We start from the raw sequence: 23,276 nt of genomic DNA, 5'->3' as shown, positions 1-23,276 counted from the left end.
TCCGTAATTTTAACGCTGAACTGCTCCAGGATTGGCAGCAGATGTGTTTTCGTGGTTGGGTAAGAGACTGACAAAATGTTGTTGTTCATGTAACACCCCGTATACTTTTGATCTATTGATAATTCGATGAGCCCAATTCAAATGCGGCTTAATTTCATTCATTTTGTTGGCATAGGTACTTTTGAATACACCCAGACTACCGTCGTTACGCTCAACAATTTCAAGTGCATCCATATACTCTTCATGTGTCACCGCATACATGGCCTGTACCGGCTTAATATGGGAGGGATGAATAATCGTTTTGCCGATAATCCCATTCTCTTTGTCCATCATGACTTCTCGGATCAGTCCGTCTACGGCATCTGAGATGAAGTCCATCCGCAAGTGTCGGCCCGGCTTCCCAAGTGCATCTTCGAAAGGAGATACTCTTAATTGAGGTTTAAAGACACGTTCTCGGTGAGAGAAATATTCCCATACAGGACCGGAAATGACGTAATTTGAGCCCACGCGTCCAAACAAGTTAATAATATCTGCGATGCAATCCCGAATGACGGCAATTTCATAAATCGTAATATCCGGGCTGCGTCTCAAGCCATACAGACTGGAAAAATCGGTTGCTCCAATGCGTACATTCAACACATATTCCTGGTACTCGTCTAAGATTTCTTTAATCGACAATAGCTCTTTCCAGCGGGTTTCCCGATAAATGATTTTGGAGCTTTCAAGAATCGGTAGCCCGTACAGCACAGGCATGTTGTTTTCGTTTCCTGCCCCTGTATGCATACTCCGGTTATATTCTGCAATGAGTGCAAAATACGCTCGTCCATTATCAGAAGAGAACTTGGGTAAGACAAAGCCCGTGAGCAGTGACAAAGATTCACCCAAACCGTTCAGTAGTCGTTCCAACTGCTCCACAGAGCGCACACGCACAAATAACAAAGGTAATTGCTGTTCACTCATCATCCCCGTCCGTACATAAGACAATAGTTGAAACAGCTGCTGCGCCAGCGATTGTTCCGCCTGCCCGACCTGCTGATCCCCTATCGCATCCTCCAAATCCAAAATGACCGTTGTTAACCCTTCATGTTTTCCATTTTTGATCTCTTCCGCTACTTCCGAGCGGGTCGCTGGCATGTACAAAGCCGCTCCTATCGCATAAGCCAATATACTTTTGGGAGAACGGTTATGAAACTCCAACGGTGGAGTATAAAAGATCGCTTCTACTTCCTCAGAGGTTAAATCATTAAAATATTTCAGGGCTCTTCCCCTCCTCTTGCTCTTTCTTGCCTGACTGAAGCCCTGTGCTCCGGGTATAAAAGAAATCCCCCCTTAGTTTCAGGAGGGATTTCGCTATACTTTGTACATTAAGCCTCTTTGTCGGCCTTTTTCTTTCTTTTCGCCGAGCTGATAACCATTGTGCCTACAAAGACAGCAATCAAAATGCCGAAAAATAAAATCTGCGACATATGAAAGCCAAAAGCAGCAGCCAGCATTTTACCCCCGATAATGGCGATCATAATAAAGGCTGTCTGTTCCAGTTCCGGAAATTTATCAATGAGCTTGAGGAACACTTGAGCAACGCCACGCATCATCAGAACGCCGAGAATACCACCCAGGAACAGAACCCATACTTTCTCGCTCACACCGAAAGCTGCAATGACGCTGTCAATACTGAAGGCAATATCCATCAGTTCGACCATTAATACCGTTTTCCAAAAAGAAGTAGGTTTGTTTTTCACTTCTCCATCACCTTCGGACTTGAATAAGCCCTTATAAGCGATATAGAGCAGATAAGCTGCACCCAGTACCTTAATCAGGGTGAACTTAATCAGGAATGTACCCAAGCCGATAGCCAGGAACCTGAATATATACGCACCCAAAATCCCGTAAAATAAGGCTCTCTTCTGTTGTTCCTTAGGTAAGTGTTTAACCATAACTGCGAGAACCAAGGCGTTATCCGCCGATAAAAGTCCTTCCAGCAAAATGAGAGTTCCTATAATCCCCCAACTCACTGGATCAGTAAGCGTACCTACAACATCACTCCATGAAAAGAAATGGCCGTAGTTTTCGCTGATATTTTTAAACAAATCATTCAACATGAAAAGAGTGCCTCCGATAATTCAATTTATTTGCTACCCTGCGACCAGCGCATGCCCCAGTTATAGGCCCGATCCAACTCACGATGACCGCCATAGAACTGCACGAGTCTTTCAATGCTAAACGTTTCATCGTTTACATTTTGGATCATGGCAATTGCACACATCCCTTTGCGATTGTCATGTTCATTCATGTGAACGATAATGTCCGGCCCATCCTTCTGGTACAGCGTGACTACCCCGTCCGCTTGTGACCAGTTCGTGACTCCTTCATAGATGAAGGTAAACACCAAAATTCGCTTAATTTCAGAAATTTTAGCACCGTTGATGCGAAGATTTTCCCCTGTTTTCACAGAGCCTGTTCGGTCGTCGCCATCCAGAGCAATGTACGGAAAGCGATTTAGAGAACCGAAAACTTCCCCAAGCGCCTGTACAACGCCTTTATCTCCATTCTTCATCTCATATAAGCAGCCCAGATCCAGATCGACACCCTTAGAGCCGCGATTAAAAAATCCCTTGCTTTGCTGCACCTGATTCCAGTTCAGATTGATCAGGATTTCACCCAATCCGCCTGAGCCCTTTTTCAGATTAATGGTGTCGCCCTTCTTCTTCAGCTCAATTTTCCGCAGATTCAGATTCACCGGTGTTGCAGATGGCTCTGGCTTCGGAGCAGGTGGTACGGGTGGCGGCGTTGGTGCTGGTCGAGGCGCTGGAGACGGAGGTGTAGGCACTGGCGTGGGAGGAGCCGGATTATTTTCCACTTCAATCCCAAAATTAACGCACAACGCATCCAATCCACCGGAAAAACCTGCGCCAATCGCGTTGAATTTCCATTCCCCGTTATGACGATACAGTTCACCAATAACAATCGCAGTTTCCACTGTAAATCCACTGTCCAAATTAAACCGCAAAACCTCTCCGCTAACCGGATGAGCAAAACGAATGAACCCACCTTGAACCTGTCCAAAATTTTGCCGTTTCTGATCCGCATCATAAATCGTCAGCGTAAACGCAATCTTCTCGATGTTTGCAGGAATTCGCGTCAGATCAAGGGCAAATTGCTTTTTGTCACCGGACTGTTGTCCGTCTGAATAGGTGATAAAGGGCGTGGTCGGATTGTTATAAAAAATTAAATCCTCATCGCCCGATACTTTTCCTCCAGGACCTAGCAAAAATACCGAAGTATCCAGCTCCAGAGACGCTGGGGACTCCCAGCCAATCCCTACGTTGACATGGGTCAGGCCCGGATTTGTTTTCGTCAAATCCGCCTTCTGTCCCTTTACTACGATAACAGCCATGATTGTGTCACCTTTCTGTCGGTTTGTCATGTGTCAGCGTACGCTAATGTAGCATTTTGCATCATTCGATTCCCAACGCTCATAAGTACAATATATAGACGAACTAAAGCGTTTCGATCTATATATTGCTGATTTAAAAATGCTCTTGGGATTTATGCAAAATGCTCAATGTAATAGCTTAAAAAGAAAGGGTAGCGCCCTATGGACACCACCCCAAGTGGATATTATTGAGCGTCCAAGCCATAGTTTTTAGCAAGCGCACCCAATCCACCAGCAAAGCCACTACCGATAGCCTGGAATTTCCAGTCTGCATTCTGACGGTAAAATTCACAGAATACGACGGCCGTTTCGGTGGAAAAATCTTCTCCCAAATCGTAGCGCAGCACTTCACGATCCGTTGCTGCATCTACCACACGCACAAAAGCATTGGACACTTGACCAAAGTTTTGCGCGCGTGCCTCGTAATCATAAATGGTAACCGTGATCCCGATACGGTGGATGTTCGCAGGAATCTTCGAGAAATCAACGATGATTTGCTCGTCATCCCCATCGCCCTCACCTGTGCGGTTATCGCCTGTATGGGTAACCGATCCTGCTCCACCTGTCGGGTTGTTGTAAAATACAAAATCATCCGCAGCTTTGGCTTTGCCGTCTTCATAAAGTAGGAAAGCTGAAGCATCCAGGTCAAAGTCCGCGCCACCACTGTATTTATTCGTATCCCATCCAAGACCTACAACGACACGAGTCAAGCCAGGATTCGTTTTGGTCAGATCAATACGTTGTCCTTTGGAAAGGCTAATGGTCATTCCGCATACCTGCTTTCTTTGTATAGATTTTTTATGCCAAACCGTAATCGCGCGTCAATCCTGCAAGACCATCTTGGTAGCCACTACCAATGGCATTGAACTTCCATTCACCGCTATGACGATACAGTTCGCCTACAACAACGCCTGTTTCGATTGAGAAATCTTCTCCCAGATCAAAGCGGACCAATTCTTCATTGTTTGCTTCGTTTACGATACGAGCGTAAGCACGGGACACTTGTCCAAAGTTTTGGCTGCGTTCTTGTGCTTCATAGATTGTAATCGTAAAAGCGATCTTTTCAACGTTAGCTGGCACGCTACCCAGATCAATTTTAATTTGCTCGTCATCTCCGTCGCCATCACCTGTGCGGTTATCCCCTGTATGAACGACAGAGCCGTTCTCATTTTGTGGGTTATTAAAAAAGACAAAGTTCTTATCGGACTCTACTTTACCTTCCGCATTAGCCAAAAATACGGATACGTCCAGGTCAAAATCTTTACCGCCATCGTATTTGTTTGTGTCCCAACCGAGACCCACTGTGATTTTGGACAAACCTGGATTTGTTTTCGTCAAATCAATTTTTTGACCTTTGGATAAGTTAATTGCCATGAGTAAGAACCCCTTTTCACATTAAGTTTTGTATGAGCAACCTAAAATTACATATAACGCTGAGCCAGCACATCAATATGTACGGCATGGGTTCCTTCACCGATTGCAGCAAACTTCCATTCGTTGTTATGACGATAGAGTTCTCCACAGACCAGTGCGGTCAGCCCCTCATAATTATCAGATAAATTAAACGTCACCAGTTCCTTGGAATTAGCACCATCCAGAATGCGGATATACGCTTTCTCGATCATCCCGAAATCCTGTTTCCGGTTAACGCAATCATATATATTCACAACAACAAGCACTTTGTCGACATTGGCAGGAATACGTGCCAGGTCAATTTCAATTTGTTCATCATCGCCGTCACCTTGTCCGGTCAGGTTATCACCGGAATGCACGACAGAGCCACATGGACTTTTTTTATTGTGGAAACACACTACGTTATCTGACTGAGTCAGTTTTCCGTTGGCATCCAGCAAAATGGCAGAAGCGTCACAATCAATATTGGGTTGCTTCTTGAAGCCAAAAAATCCTTTGGACTGTACAGGGTCCCATCCCAATCCTGCTATAACCTTGGTCAGTCCTGTGTTTCCCTTGGTCAAATCAATTTTCTGGCCCTTGACCAGATTAATTACAGCCACTGATTAACACACCTCCCTTCCGTAAAATTTACAGACTAAATTCAGACGGATTCAAACCAAGCGCGCCGCAAATCTCAGCCACAATTCGCTGCTCATTGGCATCAAAGTCACCATCAGCTGCGCCAATAGCGCTACATACGCCAACGACGAGTCGGCCTACTTCTGGCTTACCTTTCAATTTACCAATCGCCTTCAGTGCTTCCTGTTTACCGATTTCAGGTGAAAACTCAAAGTTCGCTACATAGTGATTGAAACGGTTGATGACCTCACCCATATCAAACACTTTCAATTCTTCACTGATATTTATGTATCCGGCCATTTTTGTTTTCTCTTCCGGACTAATCGTACCGTCAGCAAATGCTACTAATGCACAGCCTGCAACAACAGCTTCCATAAAATCTTTATTCTTAAACTTCTTAACTTGGTCTCCAAGTCCTTTTTTAGTTGTATTCAACCAATTTTTAAATGTACTCATGTTTCCCTCCACAATTACGTATTTGGGTAAAGGTATCCTAGTTAATTTCTTCCTTTACTATAACCTGAATTACGATCTTTTTCTACAATAATATACAAAAATACGGTAAATCCGATCTATTTATTATTAGTATCCTCTCTATCTTTAGCCCTATTTTCTACATAAAAGGCCCTCTTCTATCATCCATCATTTGCTACCCCAATTGCAAGTCTGTGAAATGTCAAAATTGATAGAAAGGCACAGCCTTCCAATTCAACAGAAGCACTGTGCCTTTTACCATAATCCACGGTTCACCACCGCTTTTTTTAAATTGGTATAGAACGCTTCAAGATCCGTGTGCTCAGGCAGTCCCGAAACTTGCCCATCTCCCAATTCTATAATAATCCATTGTCCTGCTTGTGTACGAGCAATATCCATTGTGAAAAATGGACTTTGGATTTGACGTGCAATCTGAATAAATTCATCCAGATCTGTAGGAACGGTCTCATATGCAGCCTCATCCCAGTAATTAACTGTAAAAACAGGCTCTCCGAACATGAAGAATAGACGATATTCTTTAGACAAGGGCATGCCACTTTTGGGGTGAAGGGTAAGAAATTCTAAAGGTACGAACTCCCTTAACACAACTCCTCCATTCAATTCTGTCCCCTGAAGTTCAACAAAACGACGAATCACCCGTTCCACATGCACCTGATCTGACGCATCCGGGATATAACAGGCGTCCAGCCAATCATGTTTCCGTGATTTAACGAAGTCCTTGACCATTATTGCTGTCGTTCCAAAAGGCATGACCGCCTCTCGAATATGCTCCGCATCCAATTGGTCCCGCTCCATCCATACACTCCGAGGCGTAAAATTTTGAATTAACGAGTATGAATCAGGAAAATAGTGACAGTTCCTATAACTTTCAGCACTTGTCAGCATCCTGATTCGCTTTGCCTCCAAGTTCGCAGTCCAAGCACCATATACTTTGGGCCTTAACATCCATCCACGGTATAGCGCGTTCACGTACTCGCTTCCCTGTTTAGCAACATACTCTCGCATATTCTTAGAAACAATATATGGGTTAGACCCTGATCCTTCCCGTTCATCCTCGATCAGATTATCAAAATTGACCAACCCTGTATCAAAACCAAGACTCTGTGCAACCTCGCACTCTTCACGGTAATCCATATCTACACTTTTAGAATTCAGAGGATCGCTACAAAATAGAAGATACATATGAGTTCCTCCTTTTAACATATGTATTACCCTTTAATTTTATTTACTAAAAATACAATTATTCTCTATTTAATTTGCTCATTTTGTCTATAAATTTATAATCCCATCTCTCTGATCCGATCTGGGTCTTCAACATTTCTTTGAATTGTCGGCGCTCCAGTCTACTAGAAAAAATCCGCTTAGGGACCAATATAAATTTATGATTAGGCAGCAATATATAAAAGGCAGTCAGCGTATTAATGACCCCCTTTACTTCATCCCAGTTGTAACCCGCAGAGTACGTAAAATGAAGACCCTCCTTTGAAAACTCATAATCTTTTTCAATAGGCCATTGTGGGTGATTTAGGTAGTTAGCTTTCACTTCTTTAATAGTAAAGAAAGGAATAATTACAAAAACTAAGAATGGAAAGAAGAACATCGCTATCGTATTAGGATCTACTTCATTATCTACTATAAGCTTGTATGTAGCCATAATGACCAACAGAAACTGGATTGATGCCATCAACTTAAGCCCAGTAGACTTCTGATACTTCAAACAAAAATTAAATAACATGATATCTTTCAATGTTAGCCTGTACGTGTACAGTAATGTCTCTGATTGTTGCATATCGTAACTCCTCTCCCTACCCTCTCAAAACAACACGACTACTAATGGATGGTTTTTTCATTTACTATTTCTCCCTCTAAAACTAGTACTTTAATCTTTTTCGAATATTCAATTAAATTACCTTGGATATGTATTCTATCTATTTAATATATCGGAATTCAGAAAAAAATGGTAAACAAAAAACCCACAGACCTCTCCAGCTAGTGAGTTTACAGTTTCCACCTGCCGCTCACCTATTCCAGAAAAAAAGACTGTAGATTTTATGGGTACTCCTAAACACGTTATTATCGTTCACTGCTCAAGATCTAGTTATAATCTTCCCAATAGCGATACTCCATTTCATTCTCACCTTTGGTGACGATGATCATGTTCTCAATATGTCCAGTTTCTTTATTCGTTCGGTAGATCATGGTACGGGTTTCGCCCTCATCGGGTACAGAGAAAAGTACTTTGTCACTGAGCATGCCGCCACCAATGCCGACGACGTGTTCCCCCCAGCCGGAGGCTGCGCCAGTACCGATGCCCGAACCTCCCCCACTAACACCAGCCCCGCGCGACAAAATAAGACCTATTCCATATCCGGTGACGGTCTGGGCCGTTTTACCTAGAGCATGCTCTCCGGCTGATTGGGTATGCTTTTGGACCCAGTAATCGTATTTATCCGTATTTTGCTCATAACTCACAACATTCCCTTTTTTATCTATAGATATATCCGTTTTGCTTCCGTCTTTACCTGTCAGTTCAGTGACGGCGACAAGGGAATCGGATGTGATCTTGGAGGTCTCTCCTGTATTGTAATCTGTACGGGTAACGGAGTCCTCATATTGCAGCTGCAGGACATTCATCTGGTCGTGAATTTTCTGCATAACCTGCTTGTCGCCGATGGCCTCGGCGTTTTTCAGTAGTTCCTCATATTGATGATATTTAACCGCGTCTGCCTGCTCCCATTCGTCTATGTTTTTGGGCTGCTTGGCAATTTCACCACCATGATCTCCAGCCTCTCCACTGCCTGCCAGCGCTGCGCTAGCGCTCATTGCCGCAGCTAGGGCTGTCCAGAAGCCACGTGTGCTTTCACCATCCGCATTTCTAAATTTCGAAGCGATGCTTTTCAGCTCAATTTCAATGGATTGAACCTTATTTAATACAGAAGATAGTGTATATTTAGCCGTTCGATAGTCATTATAAAAACGATTCCTCTCCATACCATCCCACTGGTTGTGAAGGTAGTTCATTGTGCTATCCAGGCCATTTAACTGGTTATACAGTGTGCCGTGGGCATTGGCAAATTGGGAGGCCACGCTGTCCAGCTGCTCCGGTGTGACTTGGATTTTTGTCATGGTGATCACATCCCATCTATGAAATAGGAGATAGAAATTATATTTTACAGTAAGCCTTATTTCATATTGTAAGCTATAGAGGTCGGACATTCATGAGGATTTATACGTATTTGTGTATTCAGAAGCAGTTCCTTTGATATAATGAATCCATATGAGTTCATTTCGACAAATACATTATTGAAAGTCAGGTGTAGGGACATGTCAGACAAAAAAATTATCTTTTTCGATATCGACGGTACATTGCTGGACGATGACAAGAAAATGCCGTTAACGGCAGAAAAGGCCGTCTTTGCTTTGAAAGAGCTGGGACATGAGGTGGCCATTGCAACAGGACGTGCGCCTTTTATGTTCAAAGATATCCGCGAGCAGTTGGAAATTGACTCCTACGTCAGCTTTAATGGGCAATATGTCGTGCTCCGCGGGGAAGTGGTCGCTACCAATCCGTTGAACAGAGAAGCCTTGCAAACGATGACCGATCTGGCCCTCACACATAATCATGCCCTTGTATATATGGATCATATGGACATGAAGGCCAATATTCCTAACGATGAGCTTGTAGAGAAATCGGTCCAAACGCTTAAGGCCAAGATTTCAGTTGGATACGATCCGCTCTATTTCCAAGGAAGAGATATTTATCAGACGCTGTTGATGTGTACAGCAGAAGAAGAGCCTTTCTATGAAACGGTATTCAAGGCGTTTGACTTTGTGCGCTGGCATCCGAGTTCTGTGGACGTTGTTCCTCATGCTGGCTCCAAAGCGAAGGGTATTCGCGAAATTACGTCCAGACTGGGCATTGCCGCTGAAAATCAATACGCCTTTGGCGATGGCTTAAATGATGTGGAGATGCTGACAGCTATACATAACAGCGTCGCGATGGGCAACGGCTGTGATGAAGCCAAAGCCGCAGCTAAAATGGTCACAAAACGCGCAGATGAAGACGGTATTTTGTACGGACTGCAAAAGCTTGGTTTGTTAAGCTAACAGAATTGCTGATAGACTGGACATGTTTCGGGAAAAATAAAGTCTGTTTAAAGACTTACATATGAGAAAATAGGAGGTTGTCCTTAAATATGGAGACGGAAGGCTTACGCAATGTCGAACAGCTAGCCATGAAGAAGTACAAAATTTACAAGCAGAGCCTACTCCGGTATTTGGCACGTTCCATGCTGGCGAGTATGTTCATCGGGTTCGGCGTTATTGTAGCCTTCAAGACGGGCAACTTTTTTTACATGGAGCATTCTCCATTCACTTATCCCATGGCGGCGCTCACATTCGGAGCGGCTATCATTCTGATCGCTTACGGCGGCGGGGATTTGTTTACAGGTAACACCTTCTATTACACTTATGCTGCGCTCCGTAAAAAGCTACGCTGGGGACAGGTGCTTCGATTATGGGCTGCCAGCTATGGCGGTAATTTGCTGGGTGCGGGGGTATTTGCACTCCTTATTTACTTGACCGGGCTGTTTGACTCCTCCAGCGTGAACAGCTTTCTACTGAGCGTGGTTGAGCATAAAATGGAAGCGCCTGCAATGCAGCTATTCTTCCGAGCTATTTTGTGTAATTGGCTGGTCTGTCTTGCCTTTTTTGTTCCCATGTTTATGAAGGAAAATGGTGCAAAGATGTTTGCCATGATGCTGTTTGTGTTCTGCTTTTTCATTTCGGGATATGAACATAGTGTGGCTAATATGTGTACTTTCGCCATTGCGCTCGTGCTGGATCATCCGGGTACGGTTTCTGTCGCTGGTGTGATCCATAATCTCGTTCCGGTCACGCTCGGAAATCTGGTTGGCGGCGTGCTGCTTATGGGGGTTATGTACTATTCGGTGAATCTCCCGTTTTTAGACGAGGAAGAACACTAAAAAAAGAAGCCGTGGGACTTAGGTTCCACGGCTTCTTTGCGTTATTTTAGTAATAGATCATCCAGTGTTTACAAGTGCCTGCTTGCCTTTTATCCTTCTTGAGCAGGAAAATGGATAAACTCCTCCAACTCCTTGAACAACTTCTTGGGATTAACATTGTCAGGTACAACCAGAGTTAGCGGCTCATCCAGCTTCAGCACGTACATGCCTAAAATGGATTTGGCATCTGCCATGCCGCTTTTGCCATGAATCCAGATGTCATACGTAAAATTGGATACGATTTGATTGATTTTTTCAATATCCTTAACGTCTTTTACCTTGATGGGTGTCATCATTGCACAGCACTCCCCTGCATTGAATTGGGGCTTACGAAACAAGCCTTAACATCACTTTACCCCATATGAAGCCTGTTGCAAAATCTTAATTTAGAAAATGACATGCGGCGCAGAGCTGATTTTCCAGTAGCTGCCGACCTTTTCAAAATTCACGGTGATTTTCTCATTCGCCTGCTTGGTTTCTGCCGGATAAGGCACGGTCAGCAGGTAGCTGCGCTTCACCGGAGTCATGGTTACCATTTTCGCCGTAGCCCGGTTGAACTCTAACAAATTGCCACCATCTGCGTTCAACTGAGCTAATCTGCCATTAACTTCGACGAAAAATTTACCGACAAATTGCTCACTCGCCTGCTTTGTGTAGGCCTGCGTCAGATAGCTGATCAATTTGGTCTTTGTACCGATGTCCTCGGACAGATAGCGGTAGCTTTTACCGTTCAACTGGAACGACTTACCCACCGGGCTGCCACCACTGATTGCATATTGATAACGAGACTGCGCCTCCAACACAAGCGGAACCGCACTCTCGTGGTTCAGCTTGTCCAGTTGCGTCGGTTTCACGTTGGTAGCCGCTGCTGCTGGCGCTGAAGTGGACGGCTGTTGCGGCTTAGACGGCTTCACAGTCGAAGGTACGATCGGAGCAGCCGCGGGTGCTACCGATGTAGATGGACGCTGTGCTGGTGCAGACGGAGCTACTGGTGTAGCGGCTTTGGCAGAACCTGCGGCTGCAGCCGGGGGCGAGCTTGCTGGAGCCGACGGCGCTTGCGCCGGGGCTGGAGTCGTAGCCGGTGCAGACGCTGCTGGTGCTGGCACCTGACCCGGGGCGGATGCGGCCGGACTGGCAACGCTCGGTTGCGTCGCTTCCGCTGGAGCGGTCACAGCGGGCGCGGCAGCGGCGGCCTGTGCCACGCTCATAAGTGTGGCCGCAATGCATAGTGCGGATAGCTTCGTATTTAATTTCATACTTATATACACCTCCATAATCATATGTCTGCATAAACTGCAGACATTTCTATTATAAGAATTTCGCTTCTCGATTGGGTTGCTAAATTGTTTCTATTTGCCTTTTTTTGTTCATTCTGCACGAAGTTTGTCCGTATTTGCCGGGGACGGTTGCTCTGACTGTTTCACTTGCTTTGCCTCCATCTCTTCCAAAGATAGCGACAGTTGCTTAACAGATCGGTCCAGCTCCTCTAATCTGCGGCTCAAAGTGACGAGGATGTATTTTAACAGAATCAGACTTAATGCAGCAGGGAATCCGACATTAGTTACGAGCTCGATCATACCTTCAGTCGTTAAAGAACTCACAGATTCCGCCTCCTTTTTCATACATATATTCCACCGATAAGAACTAATGTTCCCATTTTTATGGAAAGCATACGTTATCTCTTGGGCTCTCATGACAAAAAGAGCTCCAATTCGCTTGGAGCCCTCTCTGTTTTTGTTCATTCTATTTGTTTTCAAACCACTGTCTAACGACATATCAAGGAGTATATATATTCGGCTGCTGGGGCTTGGACATCCCTTCTCCCAGATAAAACCCGGTGTGCGGCGGCTGATTATAAGCTACGTTTTGCCAGGCAACACTCAAGCGATACACTGGATCATGCATAAGCGTGTAAAATCGATGTTCTGACTCGTATGGTGTTGTGTAGATACGCAGCGCTGAATTATCACTTTTACGCCAAATGACTTCCTCACGCCAGTCACCGAACAGATCGGCCTGCAAGGACGGCGTTCCTTTGGTTCCGTTATTGGAACTCGTTCCTGTTGCCGTAAGCAAGTTGGAAGTAGTCGAGTTCGTGTAGTTCCACTTGTCTATCTTTCCAGCGCTTGATGAGGTATGATCCAGCAGTTCACGGAGGAGATCCCCATCCCACCAGATGCCAAAATTAATGGAAGACGGTAGCGTGTTGGTGATGAGCTGTCCCTTGGCTGAACGCAACCCAATACCCGGTGCCCACTGCTCGTTCCCTTTGGTCCGCGGGTCAATGTCTGCTGACATGCCTCTTCCGGTATCCTTGCCTGTATTTACGCCCCATAAAATATTTCCATTACGCGGATCGTACATGGCAGCTCCGTAGGTGGCATTTTTGTCCTCGTTCACCTTGAACACTTCATAGCCCGAACGGTCGGGGTCTAGATCGCCAACATGAAGTGCATCACCATGTCCCATCCCGGTGTTAACCAGCTTCGCTCCGTTATCGTCTACAACCAGCGAGCCATACACAATCTCATCCTTATCATCTCCATCCACATCCGCTACACTCAAGCTGTGGTTCCCCTGTCCAGCCGTTCCGGCATTGGTGGAGCTGTTGCTGTCAAAGGTCCAGCGTCGGCTCAGGTTACCATTCCGCCAATCATATGCGACCAGAACGGTGCGAGTGTAATACCCACGTGCCATCACTATGCTGGGTCTCACGCCATCCAGATAAGCAACCCCGGCGAGAAAACGATCTACACGGTTACCATAATTATCTCCCCAGCTCGATACCGTTCCGCGTGGTGGCACATAGTCAATCGTACTAAGAGCCTTGCCTGTATCACCTGAGAACACAGTGAGAAACTCGGGACCTTTCAAAATATATCCACTCGTGTTTCGATGATCAGCCGAAGCGTCCCCGATCTTTACACCTGTACCATCTACCGTGCCGTCTGCTGTTTTACATACGATCTCTGCTTTGCCGTCTCCGTCAAAATCATAGACGAGAAATTGCGTATAGTGGGCTCCAGCCCGTATGTTCCGTCCCAGGTCGATCCGCCATTTGCGCGTTCCATCCAGTTCGTAGCCATCCAAAAATACATTTCCCGTATAACCGGATTGCGAATTATCCTTGGCATTGGAAGGGTCCCATTTTAACACAATCTCATACTCGCCATCCCCATCGAGATCCCCTACGCTGGCATCATTGGCATGGTACGTGTAGCTCACATTATCCGGAGTTGTGCCTCCCGCGGGCTGCTGGATCGGAACATCCAGATAGTTGTTGTTCCATACCTTCACCGCAGGAGAAGCGGCCTGCTCTGCTCCATTGACCACGGCACGAACGGTATACGAAGATGAGGTCGAACCTGCCTTGTCCAAAAAGTTGGTTCTCGATGGTATCGGCGCATCATTCACCTTGCTTGTCCCTCTGTACAAATTAAAGCCGACCGAATCCGCTTCTGTGCCCAGCAAGCGCCAGCTCACCAGTACACCCTCAGGCACCTTAACAGCGACGGCTCCCCGGTTCAGCTTTTCCATTTGTCTCGTAGAGGCAGCAGAGACCTGGCTATCCATCGGGGTGACCACTCCACACAACATGACACCGAGACAGAGTAACGCAGTATACCGAAACCTTTTGTTCATCTGAATCATTAGCTCCTTTCATAGTTTGTATTTTCAATAAATTTATTTTATGTGACTGATAAGTTATTGTTGTTTAAATTCTATGATAGCGCTTACATCAATGTAAAGGGACGAATACGTCCTTTTTGTTCAAAAATCCGGGCTAATGCTTTAAAAATCAGAGGTCCATGAATAATCGTTCTTCATCCGCGATGCTCTGGATATCCTCCGAGCTGATGCTGATATACTGATAGCCCTCTGCCTGTTGTTTTTTCAATGCCAGTTCCTTCATAAAACGCGGGCTGCCCTCTCCGGCATCCTCATCGTAAACAAGCAATAAACCGTCTGTTTTGCGGAAAAGAAGTTCATCCCGTGCCCTAAGTTGCCATATCCCCTGATAAGGCTGGCGGCTGACTACTCCTACATAGTCAACTTCGGCACAAATCTGCTGAAAATATTCCTTTTTGTCCTCCTTCCATTTTTCGTCCATATTTTGATAAGCCATCATAATAGAGCATTTGAGGTGGGGATATTGCTGTTTTAGTGCAGTAACGACCTCACAGGCCCACAAGTCCACCCCATATTGGCCTGGGGTAATCACCCATTCCAGCCCTTCTTCAATCAGGGGAATAAGCCTGCCTGCAATCGCCTTTTTAATATATGGAATGCCTTCGTGCTTCTGACTGAAAATATTCAGCTCATGGGCACGATAGCCCGAAACGAGCAAGTTTTTCATCTTCTCAACGTCCTTCTCCGATTATCATAAAGGTTATTGTACCACTTCAGAGCAGGCCACTAAACACTTCATTTTTTGGAGGAACGAATGGAATATAACACAAAAAAAACGAACCTCTGCCATATAGGCTAAACAAGGTTCGTCTTTTGGAAACTTGGTGTAAATCAGAATTGCTTTTTTGGTGCTTAATGAATTCCTATTACCTCCGCACATCACTCCTCGGACGAGTTCGCGCGCCGATCTTGAATTCTAACATTGCTACTAAATATACCGGCATCACTACTTAGCTTGAACGACGGGTAACTAGGGTCTGCCTCAAGCCGCATTCTGCTATCGAACTGCTGTTCCTGCTGCTGATCTACCCAAAAAGAATAAGGCTCAGACTGTACTGCTTTATCAGTTGCATTGGGCGCGGTGACAACCAAAATGACGAGTACGCCATTGCATCCACAATCCTCGGTGTCATAAAACAGCTTGAACATTCCCGGTCGTCCTGAAAGGGCCATTTCTAGCCTTTCAACGGATAAGGAATCCAATTCCAAATGTATGCTCATGAGATGAACCCTCTCCTTTGTGAGTAAAGTGTGTGGAACCGTCAGCCCCAAAAAGACTAAATTTAAACTATATGTACATTATAGTCATGTTTTTGTATATGTCTATGTGACTGCACTCACTGCTATAAATGATCTCTTTTATCATTACCTCTTTGTACATAAAAAGGTGTAACCCTCCATAGTTGATGGGTTACACCTTTTTAAGAATTCATGACCTGTCTTCAAAAAACAGGCGATCGCAGACAAACATACCGTTTATGGTGTATGAATGCCGACAAATTGAAAGGTCCCTTTCGGGAACGCATTCCACTCATCTGGCTGATTATAGGCAGACGATCCATAGGATATTCCTGACTTGCGGACGAACGTTCCTCCTTGTGGAGTAAACTGTTCATGTGAATTTGGATTTCCTAATACATCCACCACTTGTCCTTGGTATTTTAAAACGTATGCAACAGTGTTAAATTCGTTCGGGTTGTAGAAATCGCCCTCATCATTGAAATACCAAGCATTCGTAATATCCATGAAATCATAGAAAATAGTGTCGATGATTATATAGGGCATGGCAGGATAAACCGGATTAATCGGTAGAGTGGTAACTTTCATTTGGTTTGTTTTCTTCATCCATTGATGAAACTCCAGTGAGTAACCGTCTGCCCGATGGGAAGGATCTCCATTCCCGTTATAATACAATTGCAAAACAATTCTTCCATCCCCGCCATCCACATATTGCGAGAAATATACAGCAGGCGCTTGCTGTGGTTCCTGTTGGACCTGAAATACGACAGCTCTTCCATCCGCTCCTACCACCCATACCAGTAAAGGTTCGGGGGAAAGGGGAATGGAGGTGCCCATGAGTTCTACAGGACCGATGAATGTCGATGATGGCGTTCCTCTATATACCAGGAATTTAGATTGTCCTGGGAAATAACTGGACAGATCCACGGTTCTGTGCGGCAAGCCGTATTTAACCCCTATCGGAGTGATCCCGCCGGAAACCAGTTCGGCATTGCGTGTATTCAACGTGTATTGCACAGAACCTCCCCGACCATCCGTGGCTGTAATGGTAACAGCGGCAAGACCGCTACCTGTTCCAGAAGCCACCGTTAAGATACTGCCATTAATTGATGCACTCACCAATGTCGGATCACTGGAGCTGACCGTAAACTGAAGCACATCTCCATCCTCATCGCTGAACAGCTGTTGCAAATCATAATCTCTTTGCTGTGTAACTCCGGGAGTCAATACCTGCTCGTTTATAGCCGCTACGACTTGAGGAGCTTGATTTAGCTGAGGCATGCTGACGGTAACCGGGAACGTCGCTCCCTCTGCACGTCCGTACTGATCATACACACTGAGTGTTACACTCGTGGTCCCTACACTTACTGGGTTTAACTGTAGTTTCTGACCATTCATATGGGCCGTAGCAATTCCTGGATCATACGTGTCTGCTGTCACTGACAGGGATGCTAGATCCCAGTTCAATAAGAACGGTGAGAGATCCAGTTCTGATGCAGCATCTCCCAATTGAAGCAACTGCTCAGGGATCGCTGTAATAACCGCATTTTCCAATAGATGAACCTGTAGGTCTGCGCTAATCTCTCCGCCTCTATCGTCTTTAGCCGTGATGGTAATCACGGTATTGCCGCTAGTCAACCCATGAATAACAAGCTGATCATTTTGAACTGTAGCATCTGCCACGGCTGGATCAGACGCACTGATCTCATAACGAATCGGGTCATGGTCCGGGTCAGCAAAGATGGTGGACAGATCCACAGTTCCGTCAGCCTTGCCTAAAATCAGATGTACAGCGTCTGGTGCACGGGTTACTACCGGGCTACTGTTAGGTATGGGCAAAACCGTTACAATCAAGGTAACTGTATCTGTTCCACCCTTGCTGTCATCTGCCGTCAAGGTAATACTTACACTCCCCGCTTGCAGCGACTGCAAAGAAAGCTGAGCTCTCATTATGGTAGTCTGCACGATGGAAGCATCCGAACTGATCGCTGTGAACACCAGTGGGTCGCCATCTGCATCCGTAAATATTGTTGAAAGATCCAGTGTCATATCCGGCTGGCCCAATGTGACGGTTAACGGCTGAGGGGCTTGTCCATGTGGAGCATGGTTAGGAGCGCCCTGAACCGTTAGCTTGAAATCAATCTGCTTTTGGCCTGTGCTGCCATCCTCTCCTTGCTGTCCGTCATTGGCAGTGACATGAACGCTTGTACTGCCCGCTCGAAGCGGACTCAGACGCAATTCATCCTCCGCAAGCACCACCGACGCTACAGCAGGATCATCAACCGTAACCTGATACGTTAAGCTTGCATTTTCCGGGTCCTGAACATAATCATTCAAATGCAGTACCGAGTCCGATTGTCCTACAGTAAGCGCCTGATCTGGTATACCTGCAGATACTGGCTGGCCATTCACGGTAATTTTGAAGGTAGACGACACCCTTTTTCCCCGTCCATCATTAGCCGATACACTGATGGATGCTTTTCCGACACTGACTGGCGTAAGCTTTAATATATTGCCCGATACGGACGCCCGTACGATGCCGGATTGAAGAGAAGCTGCCGAAAAGGTCAAGGTATCCCCATCAGGATCGGTAAAGAATTGGCGTAAATCGTACAACTGTTCACCAGCGCCTTCTGTAATTACACGCTCTACTGAAGCATTTACGACTTCCGGTGAACGGTTAGCGCTGCTGGTTGAACTGGATGAGCTTCCAGAAGATGAGGACGTACCTGTTACACTTGCCGCAGCTAGACCCGTAACAGCGTTGGAAGCTACTCCGGTACCCAGTGTGACCGCAGAAACCTGTACATTTCCACTCACATTTACCTTAGCTGCCGGGTTGCTGACTTGAATATTTTCAATACTGCCTGTCGTTTTCAATTCCAAAGCCCCCGTCCCTGTGACGGTCAGCTGTTGGATTGTACTATTACCTGTCATCTCGACGGACTGGCTGCCATTTACCTGAACGCTCTGAACCGTTCCCTGAAGATTGACTTTGTTCGCCCCTTCATTAACATTTAGCTGCGGCAAGGAAGCATTCGCGCTAACCTCAATGCTTGCGCTGGATTGGACGTTCATGATCGTCGCGCTTGCGGTACCACTAAGTACAACGTGAACTTCTGGCTTTGTGACATCCATTTGCGTCAACGTTGAGCTATCAAATACAACTGTATTGTTATCTCCGCCATTAATATGGGTCTGTCCCTGCACCTGTACATCCTGTGCATAAAAATCCTGCTGTACCCGGGCATCCACCGTTAACTGCTGTTCCACATTCAAGTGCAGTACGGATGTAAAATCACCAGCGATCACCAAATCTCCGTTTAGCGTGGAGCCGTGTCCGTTCAGCACAATGTTTCCACTGAACTCTGCTTCGCCGTCACGAGCCGAAGTCCCGCTGCTGCGAAGCTCCAACCAAGTCACCTTGTCCACTGTTCGGCCTGTGGCATGGAAACGAATGCCCGCGTTGCGCAGCGCGGTCTGATTATCCGCGTGAAAAATGCCGCGCAGCGGCTCTGCCACGTCATACGCGATGCCATTGATCCGTATCTGCTTGCCGTCCATTTCCTCGAGCTGCGAAGCACGCTCCTGTGGAAACAAAGCAGATACGAGTAGGCTGGCCGCATCTACGCGGCTTACCGAGTCTTTGGCGTGTAGATTTCCGCCAAATTCACTCATCAGCCCGTTATTCAGCGCCGCCCGAATCATCGGGGCCGCCCACGGGCTGGCGTCCTTCCACGCCGTCGGCAGCGTCTGTGCCGACGGCGAGTCGGTTGTGCTAGCGGGCGTGCCCGCAGACGTCCCCGTCCCAGCGGACCTGACCAACAGCGCGACCAGTTCCTGGGCGCTGATCAGGTCATTCGGACGGAAGCGTCCGTTGGCGTCGCCCTGCATCAGCCCGGCCTTACGGGCTGCCTCTATAGCCGGGCGCCCCCAACTATCGGCGGGCACGTCCGTGAAGGAGGCAGCGCCGTCCAGGTTGCCCGTCGGAAGCTGCAACGCTTTGACCAGCAGTGCGGCTAGCTCCTGACGTGTGAGCTTCTGCCCAGGTCGGAGCGTTCCGGCGGGGTCGCCTTGGATAATCCCGAGTTCACGGGCTTTTTGCAGTTGTTCCAATTGCTGTGTTGTAAGCTGCTGTACGTCCGTCCAGGTGGCAGTATTGTTCCCTGTCGGCCCATTGGCTACGGAAGCCGCATCTATCACGGTAGCTTGCTCTGCTCCGGCAGGAAGCGAGGGGCTCAGCAGCAGCAATGCAGCTGCCAGCTGAGCGGTTAACTTCTTATTTTTCATGGTGTCATTCTCTCCCTACCGATAAAGTCACCTAAATTAACAGGGGAGTTCGTCCCCTCAACATTCCATTCGCCAGCTTGATATGGATCTGTATTACCAATGACCGTACCACTGTTCCGTCCCAAGGCCTGCCCTTGACCAATAACTGCCATATCAATGAGCACGTTGTTGTAGTACAGCTTAAGCGTAACGGGTTCCGAATTGTTATGTTGTAACTGCAGGAAGGTATAATACCAATCTTCCGATCCGAACGAACTCAAATCATTCGCAATTACAAAGGTTTGCCCAGGCATAATGACATCTCCGTCATTGGCATTTATGATAATCGGGTCTGGTTGGTCGGATCGCTCAATCCAGATTTTATTTTTCTCCAACGGTCTGTTGGTCGGATTGTACAATTCAATCGCCTGGTCCAGATAATCCGGTTCGCCTTGCCACACGACTTCGGAAATGAACAAATCTCTTTTCTCCACAATCACTGGAATCGTAAAAGATGTCGTTTCACCACGATTATCATTTGCTGTCATCGTAAGGAACGTCACACCATTACGCAACGGTTGTATGAAAAGTGTATTCCCTTCTACCTGCCCCCCTGCCACCAATGGATCAGAAGACACCACAGTATAGGTCAACGTGTCGCCATCCTCATCAGAGAACATATCATTCAGCTTCAGTATTTGCTGACCATCTCCCGGGTCCAAATATTGAGGTTCAGGCACACGGGTCACTACCGGACGATGATTTACGGGTTGAGGAGCTTCAACTTGGAGCATAAATGAAGTGAAAGAAACGCCCCCACGGCCATCATTCGCCGAAATCTCAATCATCGTAATACCAGCGTTATGCAGTGCTACAAATGAATCTTCTCCATTCTCCACCACACTGCCTACTTGGGGATTGGAGGAAGTGAGGGTATACGTCAAGGTGTCACCATCCTGGTCCATAAATAACGAACCTGGATACAGCATCAGCTTGTCCTGTAACACATTAGTAACTACGATAGGTAAATGAGGCAAAGCCACAGGTATGTGATTCTCAGGCTGCGGATCAGGCAAAGGCGCATTCACCATAGCAGCAAACTGAAGCGAGGCTGTGCCTCCCTTGCCGTCATGGGCTGTTATCGTCATTAGACTAGTGCCGGCTTGAAGCGGCGTAAGTATAAGCTGATCGCCTGTAACTTCTCCTGTGGCCACTTCTGGCGAAGCCGATTCCACCGTGTAGGTCAGTGCATCGCCATCCTCGTCATTAAACAAGTCAGACAGACTAATCTGCTTGCCACCTTCATTTAAGAGCAAAGGAATGTCATTTAGGCTGTTGCTCGCGACAGGACTGTGATTAATGTCCTCCTCATAAGTAGAGCTGGTCACTGTATAGTTGAAAAACACGCTCGCTTTGCCGCCTTTTCCATCCTCTGCCGTAACAAATACCTGTGTGCTTCCTACTGATTTAGGTTTTAAAGTAAGCTGTTTATTTGCCACTTCTGCTTCTGCTACATATACATCCGAAGTGACCGCATGATACGACAACTCATCCTGATCGGCATCGTAAAACACATTTTTCAAATCCACTAGCGTATCTCCGGAACCCATAATGGCATATTGATCGGAAGGAACTATAGCTGAGACAGGTACATGATTAGGTGTTGGTATTGGTGTTGGCGTTGGATTCGTTGTAGAACTGCCACCGCCACCACCGGATGAACTTTTTTTAGTGCTTGTTGAGGATGTATCCGAAGATGCATCCAACGTGGTATCACGTATAATTTGAGTCTCTGTTCCCCGCTCCGCAAGACGGGTCTGTACAGTCTGTATCCCATTGGCGAGACGTACCTGTGTATCGGCAAAATTCAGTTTAAGCTGCTGCCATACACCACTTCCCTGGATCTGAATAGGCTCATGCGTATCTACGATCATTTCGTTTACGTCTGCATGAATCTCTACATTTTTGGCGCCCTGCATCAAGGTTACCTGAGGTAACGTAGCTCCTTGAATTCGCACAAAATCCGCTGCAATAGCTAACTTGCCTTTAAATTCTGACCCTTTGCTATACAAAGTCACCGGATGTTGGGCTGTACCACTTTGCACAATTTGAAGCGCCGACAGATCAGCTACGTTTCGGTTCGATGCCTGATAGGTCAGGGTAGCCCCTTGAAGCGCCGGCACATTGTCCGCTCCGAACAGTTGCTTCAATTGCTGGCCGATCAAATAGGGCTTTCCATCCATATAAGCGATATCCCCGTCGATACGAGAAAGGATTCCCGTCCGTTCACCCGATTGGAACACATTCACCAGAAAGGCTGCGATATCTTGACGTTTTACCTGTACTTTAGAGTCAAACCGATTATCCGGCGTATCCATTAACCCCAGTTTGAGAGCTGCTTCTACGTTGTTTTTGGCCCATGAACTCACCTGATCCCCATCAGAAAAGTCTTGAACATCTCCGCCTTGAACATGGGTTCCTCCAATCGCTCTCACCAGAATTGCTGCCAATTCCTCACGGCTCACCGCAGCATTCGGGCGGAAAGCACCTGATTCATCTCCGGTCATTAGACCTGCCGCACGTACAGCTTCTATATAAGAAGCGGCCCAACTCCCCTGCGTATCCTTAAAAGTTACTGCTTGCTCCGTAGCGTCAAGCTTAAGTGCATTAGCCAGCAAAGCTGCCATTTCCTTGCGCGTTAACGGTTGATCTGGACGGAAGGAACCATCTGGATAACCCGTGATTAGTCCTTGCTTCACAGCCTCCTGCACCGCCTGTAATGCCTGGGATGACATAGTGGATTGATCTGTAAAAGAGACTGTACTGGCTTTAGTCACAATCGCAGACGTCTCCCCTTTCGTTTCCGCATGAACAAGCTGGGGCCCCCATGCCATACCTGCCAGCAACGTCACCATCAGCACTTTTTGCCATTCTTTATTTGTTTCTTGATTCATCAGACTCTCCCCCGTAAACGGTTCATTCTTGTTATTAGTGAAAAGATCTTATCATCCGCCTCTGAACCAATTCTGAACAATATTAAAATTTTATTTTTTTCGCAGTCTGGATTTTGTAGCAAATGAAAAAAGAGCGCT

General features: G+C 46.5%; 20 protein-coding genes. 2 read left to right on the top strand and 18 right to left on the bottom strand.

From position 1 onward, the window contains the following. Positions 1–9: 9 nt before the first annotated feature. The 10 genes from MKX46_RS20435 to MKX46_RS20390 all read right to left on the bottom strand — a co-directional run bounded on the left by MKX46_RS20435 (position 10) and on the right by MKX46_RS20390 (position 9,088). Positions 10–1,197, bottom strand: coding sequence for an HpcH/HpaI aldolase/citrate lyase family protein (locus MKX46_RS20435; protein ID WP_029517564.1), 1,188 nt, complete (start codon positions 1,195–1,197; stop codon positions 10–12). 167 nt (positions 1,198–1,364) lie between these two features. Then, a complete protein-coding gene (locus MKX46_RS20430; protein WP_029517565.1) occupies positions 1,365–2,099 on the bottom strand; it encodes a TerC family protein in 735 nt (244 codons plus the stop codon). A gap of 26 nt (positions 2,100–2,125) precedes the next feature. Beyond that, positions 2,126–3,394 carry a TerD family protein gene (locus MKX46_RS20425; protein WP_341071703.1) on the bottom strand — a complete coding sequence of 423 codons (1,269 nt, stop codon included), beginning with the start codon at positions 3,392–3,394 and terminating at the stop codon, positions 2,126–2,128. Positions 3,395–3,618: 224 nt separating this feature from the next. After that, on the bottom strand, positions 3,619–4,200 hold the full coding sequence (locus MKX46_RS20420; protein ID WP_023987194.1) for a TerD family protein: 582 nt from the start codon (positions 4,198–4,200) through the stop codon (positions 3,619–3,621). Between the two features lie 31 nt (positions 4,201–4,231). Beyond that, positions 4,232–4,807: a TerD family protein gene (locus MKX46_RS20415; protein ID WP_013308970.1), complete on the bottom strand. Its 576-nt coding sequence runs from the start codon at positions 4,805–4,807 to the stop codon at positions 4,232–4,234. 47 nt (positions 4,808–4,854) lie between these two features. After that, positions 4,855–5,448, bottom strand: coding sequence for a TerD family protein (locus tag MKX46_RS20410; RefSeq protein ID WP_069012933.1), 594 nt, complete (start codon positions 5,446–5,448; stop codon positions 4,855–4,857). A 28-nt stretch (positions 5,449–5,476) separates the two neighbouring features. Then, positions 5,477–5,923, bottom strand: a complete 447-nt coding sequence (locus MKX46_RS20405) for a tellurite resistance TerB family protein (RefSeq protein ID WP_013369616.1) — start codon at positions 5,921–5,923, stop codon at positions 5,477–5,479. Positions 5,924–6,196: 273 nt separating this feature from the next. Next, positions 6,197–7,144: an ATP-grasp domain-containing protein gene (locus tag MKX46_RS20400; protein WP_341071702.1), complete on the bottom strand. Its 948-nt coding sequence runs from the start codon at positions 7,142–7,144 to the stop codon at positions 6,197–6,199. Between the two features lie 58 nt (positions 7,145–7,202). Continuing rightward, positions 7,203–7,751 (bottom strand): YcxB family protein, encoded by a 549-nt coding sequence (locus MKX46_RS20395; RefSeq protein WP_341071700.1) that lies wholly within the window; start codon positions 7,749–7,751, stop codon positions 7,203–7,205. A 305-nt stretch (positions 7,752–8,056) separates the two neighbouring features. Continuing rightward, complete coding sequence (locus tag MKX46_RS20390; protein ID WP_209950004.1) at positions 8,057–9,088, bottom strand: WXG100 family type VII secretion target; 1,032 nt, start codon at positions 9,086–9,088, stop codon at positions 8,057–8,059. A 198-nt stretch (positions 9,089–9,286) separates the two neighbouring features. Here MKX46_RS20390 and MKX46_RS20385 point away from each other — a divergent pair, with 198 nt between their 5' ends. Beyond that, a complete protein-coding gene (locus MKX46_RS20385; RefSeq protein ID WP_029517570.1) occupies positions 9,287–10,069 on the top strand; it encodes a Cof-type HAD-IIB family hydrolase in 783 nt (260 codons plus the stop codon). Between the two features lie 89 nt (positions 10,070–10,158). Then, positions 10,159–10,947, top strand: coding sequence for a formate/nitrite transporter family protein (locus MKX46_RS20380; protein ID WP_039272492.1), 789 nt, complete (start codon positions 10,159–10,161; stop codon positions 10,945–10,947). Positions 10,948–11,036: 89 nt separating this feature from the next. Here MKX46_RS20380 and MKX46_RS20375 read toward each other — a convergent pair whose 3' ends face one another. The 8 genes from MKX46_RS20375 to MKX46_RS20340 all read right to left on the bottom strand — a co-directional run bounded on the left by MKX46_RS20375 (position 11,037) and on the right by MKX46_RS20340 (position 23,138). Beyond that, entirely contained in the window at positions 11,037–11,282 is a 246-nt protein-coding gene (locus MKX46_RS20375; protein ID WP_209950003.1) for an HPr family phosphocarrier protein, read from the bottom strand. A 90-nt stretch (positions 11,283–11,372) separates the two neighbouring features. Then, positions 11,373–12,242 carry a DL-endopeptidase inhibitor IseA family protein gene (locus MKX46_RS20370; RefSeq protein ID WP_209950002.1) on the bottom strand — a complete coding sequence of 290 codons (870 nt, stop codon included), beginning with the start codon at positions 12,240–12,242 and terminating at the stop codon, positions 11,373–11,375. Between the two features lie 111 nt (positions 12,243–12,353). Further along, entirely contained in the window at positions 12,354–12,587 is a 234-nt protein-coding gene (locus MKX46_RS20365) for a hypothetical protein (protein ID WP_039272563.1), read from the bottom strand. Positions 12,588–12,762: 175 nt separating this feature from the next. Next, positions 12,763–14,628 (bottom strand): rhamnogalacturonan lyase, encoded by a 1,866-nt coding sequence (locus tag MKX46_RS20360; protein WP_397376031.1) that lies wholly within the window; start codon positions 14,626–14,628, stop codon positions 12,763–12,765. 157 nt (positions 14,629–14,785) lie between these two features. Next, positions 14,786–15,343, bottom strand: coding sequence for a DUF1273 domain-containing protein (locus tag MKX46_RS20355; RefSeq protein WP_069012927.1), 558 nt, complete (start codon positions 15,341–15,343; stop codon positions 14,786–14,788). Between the two features lie 212 nt (positions 15,344–15,555). After that, positions 15,556–15,897 (bottom strand): iron-sulfur cluster biosynthesis family protein, encoded by a 342-nt coding sequence (locus MKX46_RS20350; RefSeq protein WP_029517576.1) that lies wholly within the window; start codon positions 15,895–15,897, stop codon positions 15,556–15,558. A gap of 255 nt (positions 15,898–16,152) precedes the next feature. Beyond that, positions 16,153–20,205, bottom strand: a complete 4,053-nt coding sequence (locus MKX46_RS20345) for an S-layer homology domain-containing protein (protein ID WP_069012926.1) — start codon at positions 20,203–20,205, stop codon at positions 16,153–16,155. Then, complete coding sequence (locus MKX46_RS20340; RefSeq protein ID WP_341071699.1) at positions 20,202–23,138, bottom strand: S-layer homology domain-containing protein; 2,937 nt, start codon at positions 23,136–23,138, stop codon at positions 20,202–20,204. The genes MKX46_RS20345 and MKX46_RS20340 overlap by 4 nt, the downstream gene beginning before the upstream one ends. Positions 23,139–23,276: the final 138 nt, after the last annotated feature.

The sequence above is a fragment of the Paenibacillus sp. FSL P4-0113 genome, from assembly GCF_038009305.1.
GTDB classification, from domain to species: domain Bacteria; phylum Bacillota; class Bacilli; order Paenibacillales; family Paenibacillaceae; genus Paenibacillus; species Paenibacillus polymyxa_D.
The sequence above is the reverse complement of the archived record's forward strand: the minus strand, read 5'-3'. Positions and strand labels throughout refer to the sequence as shown.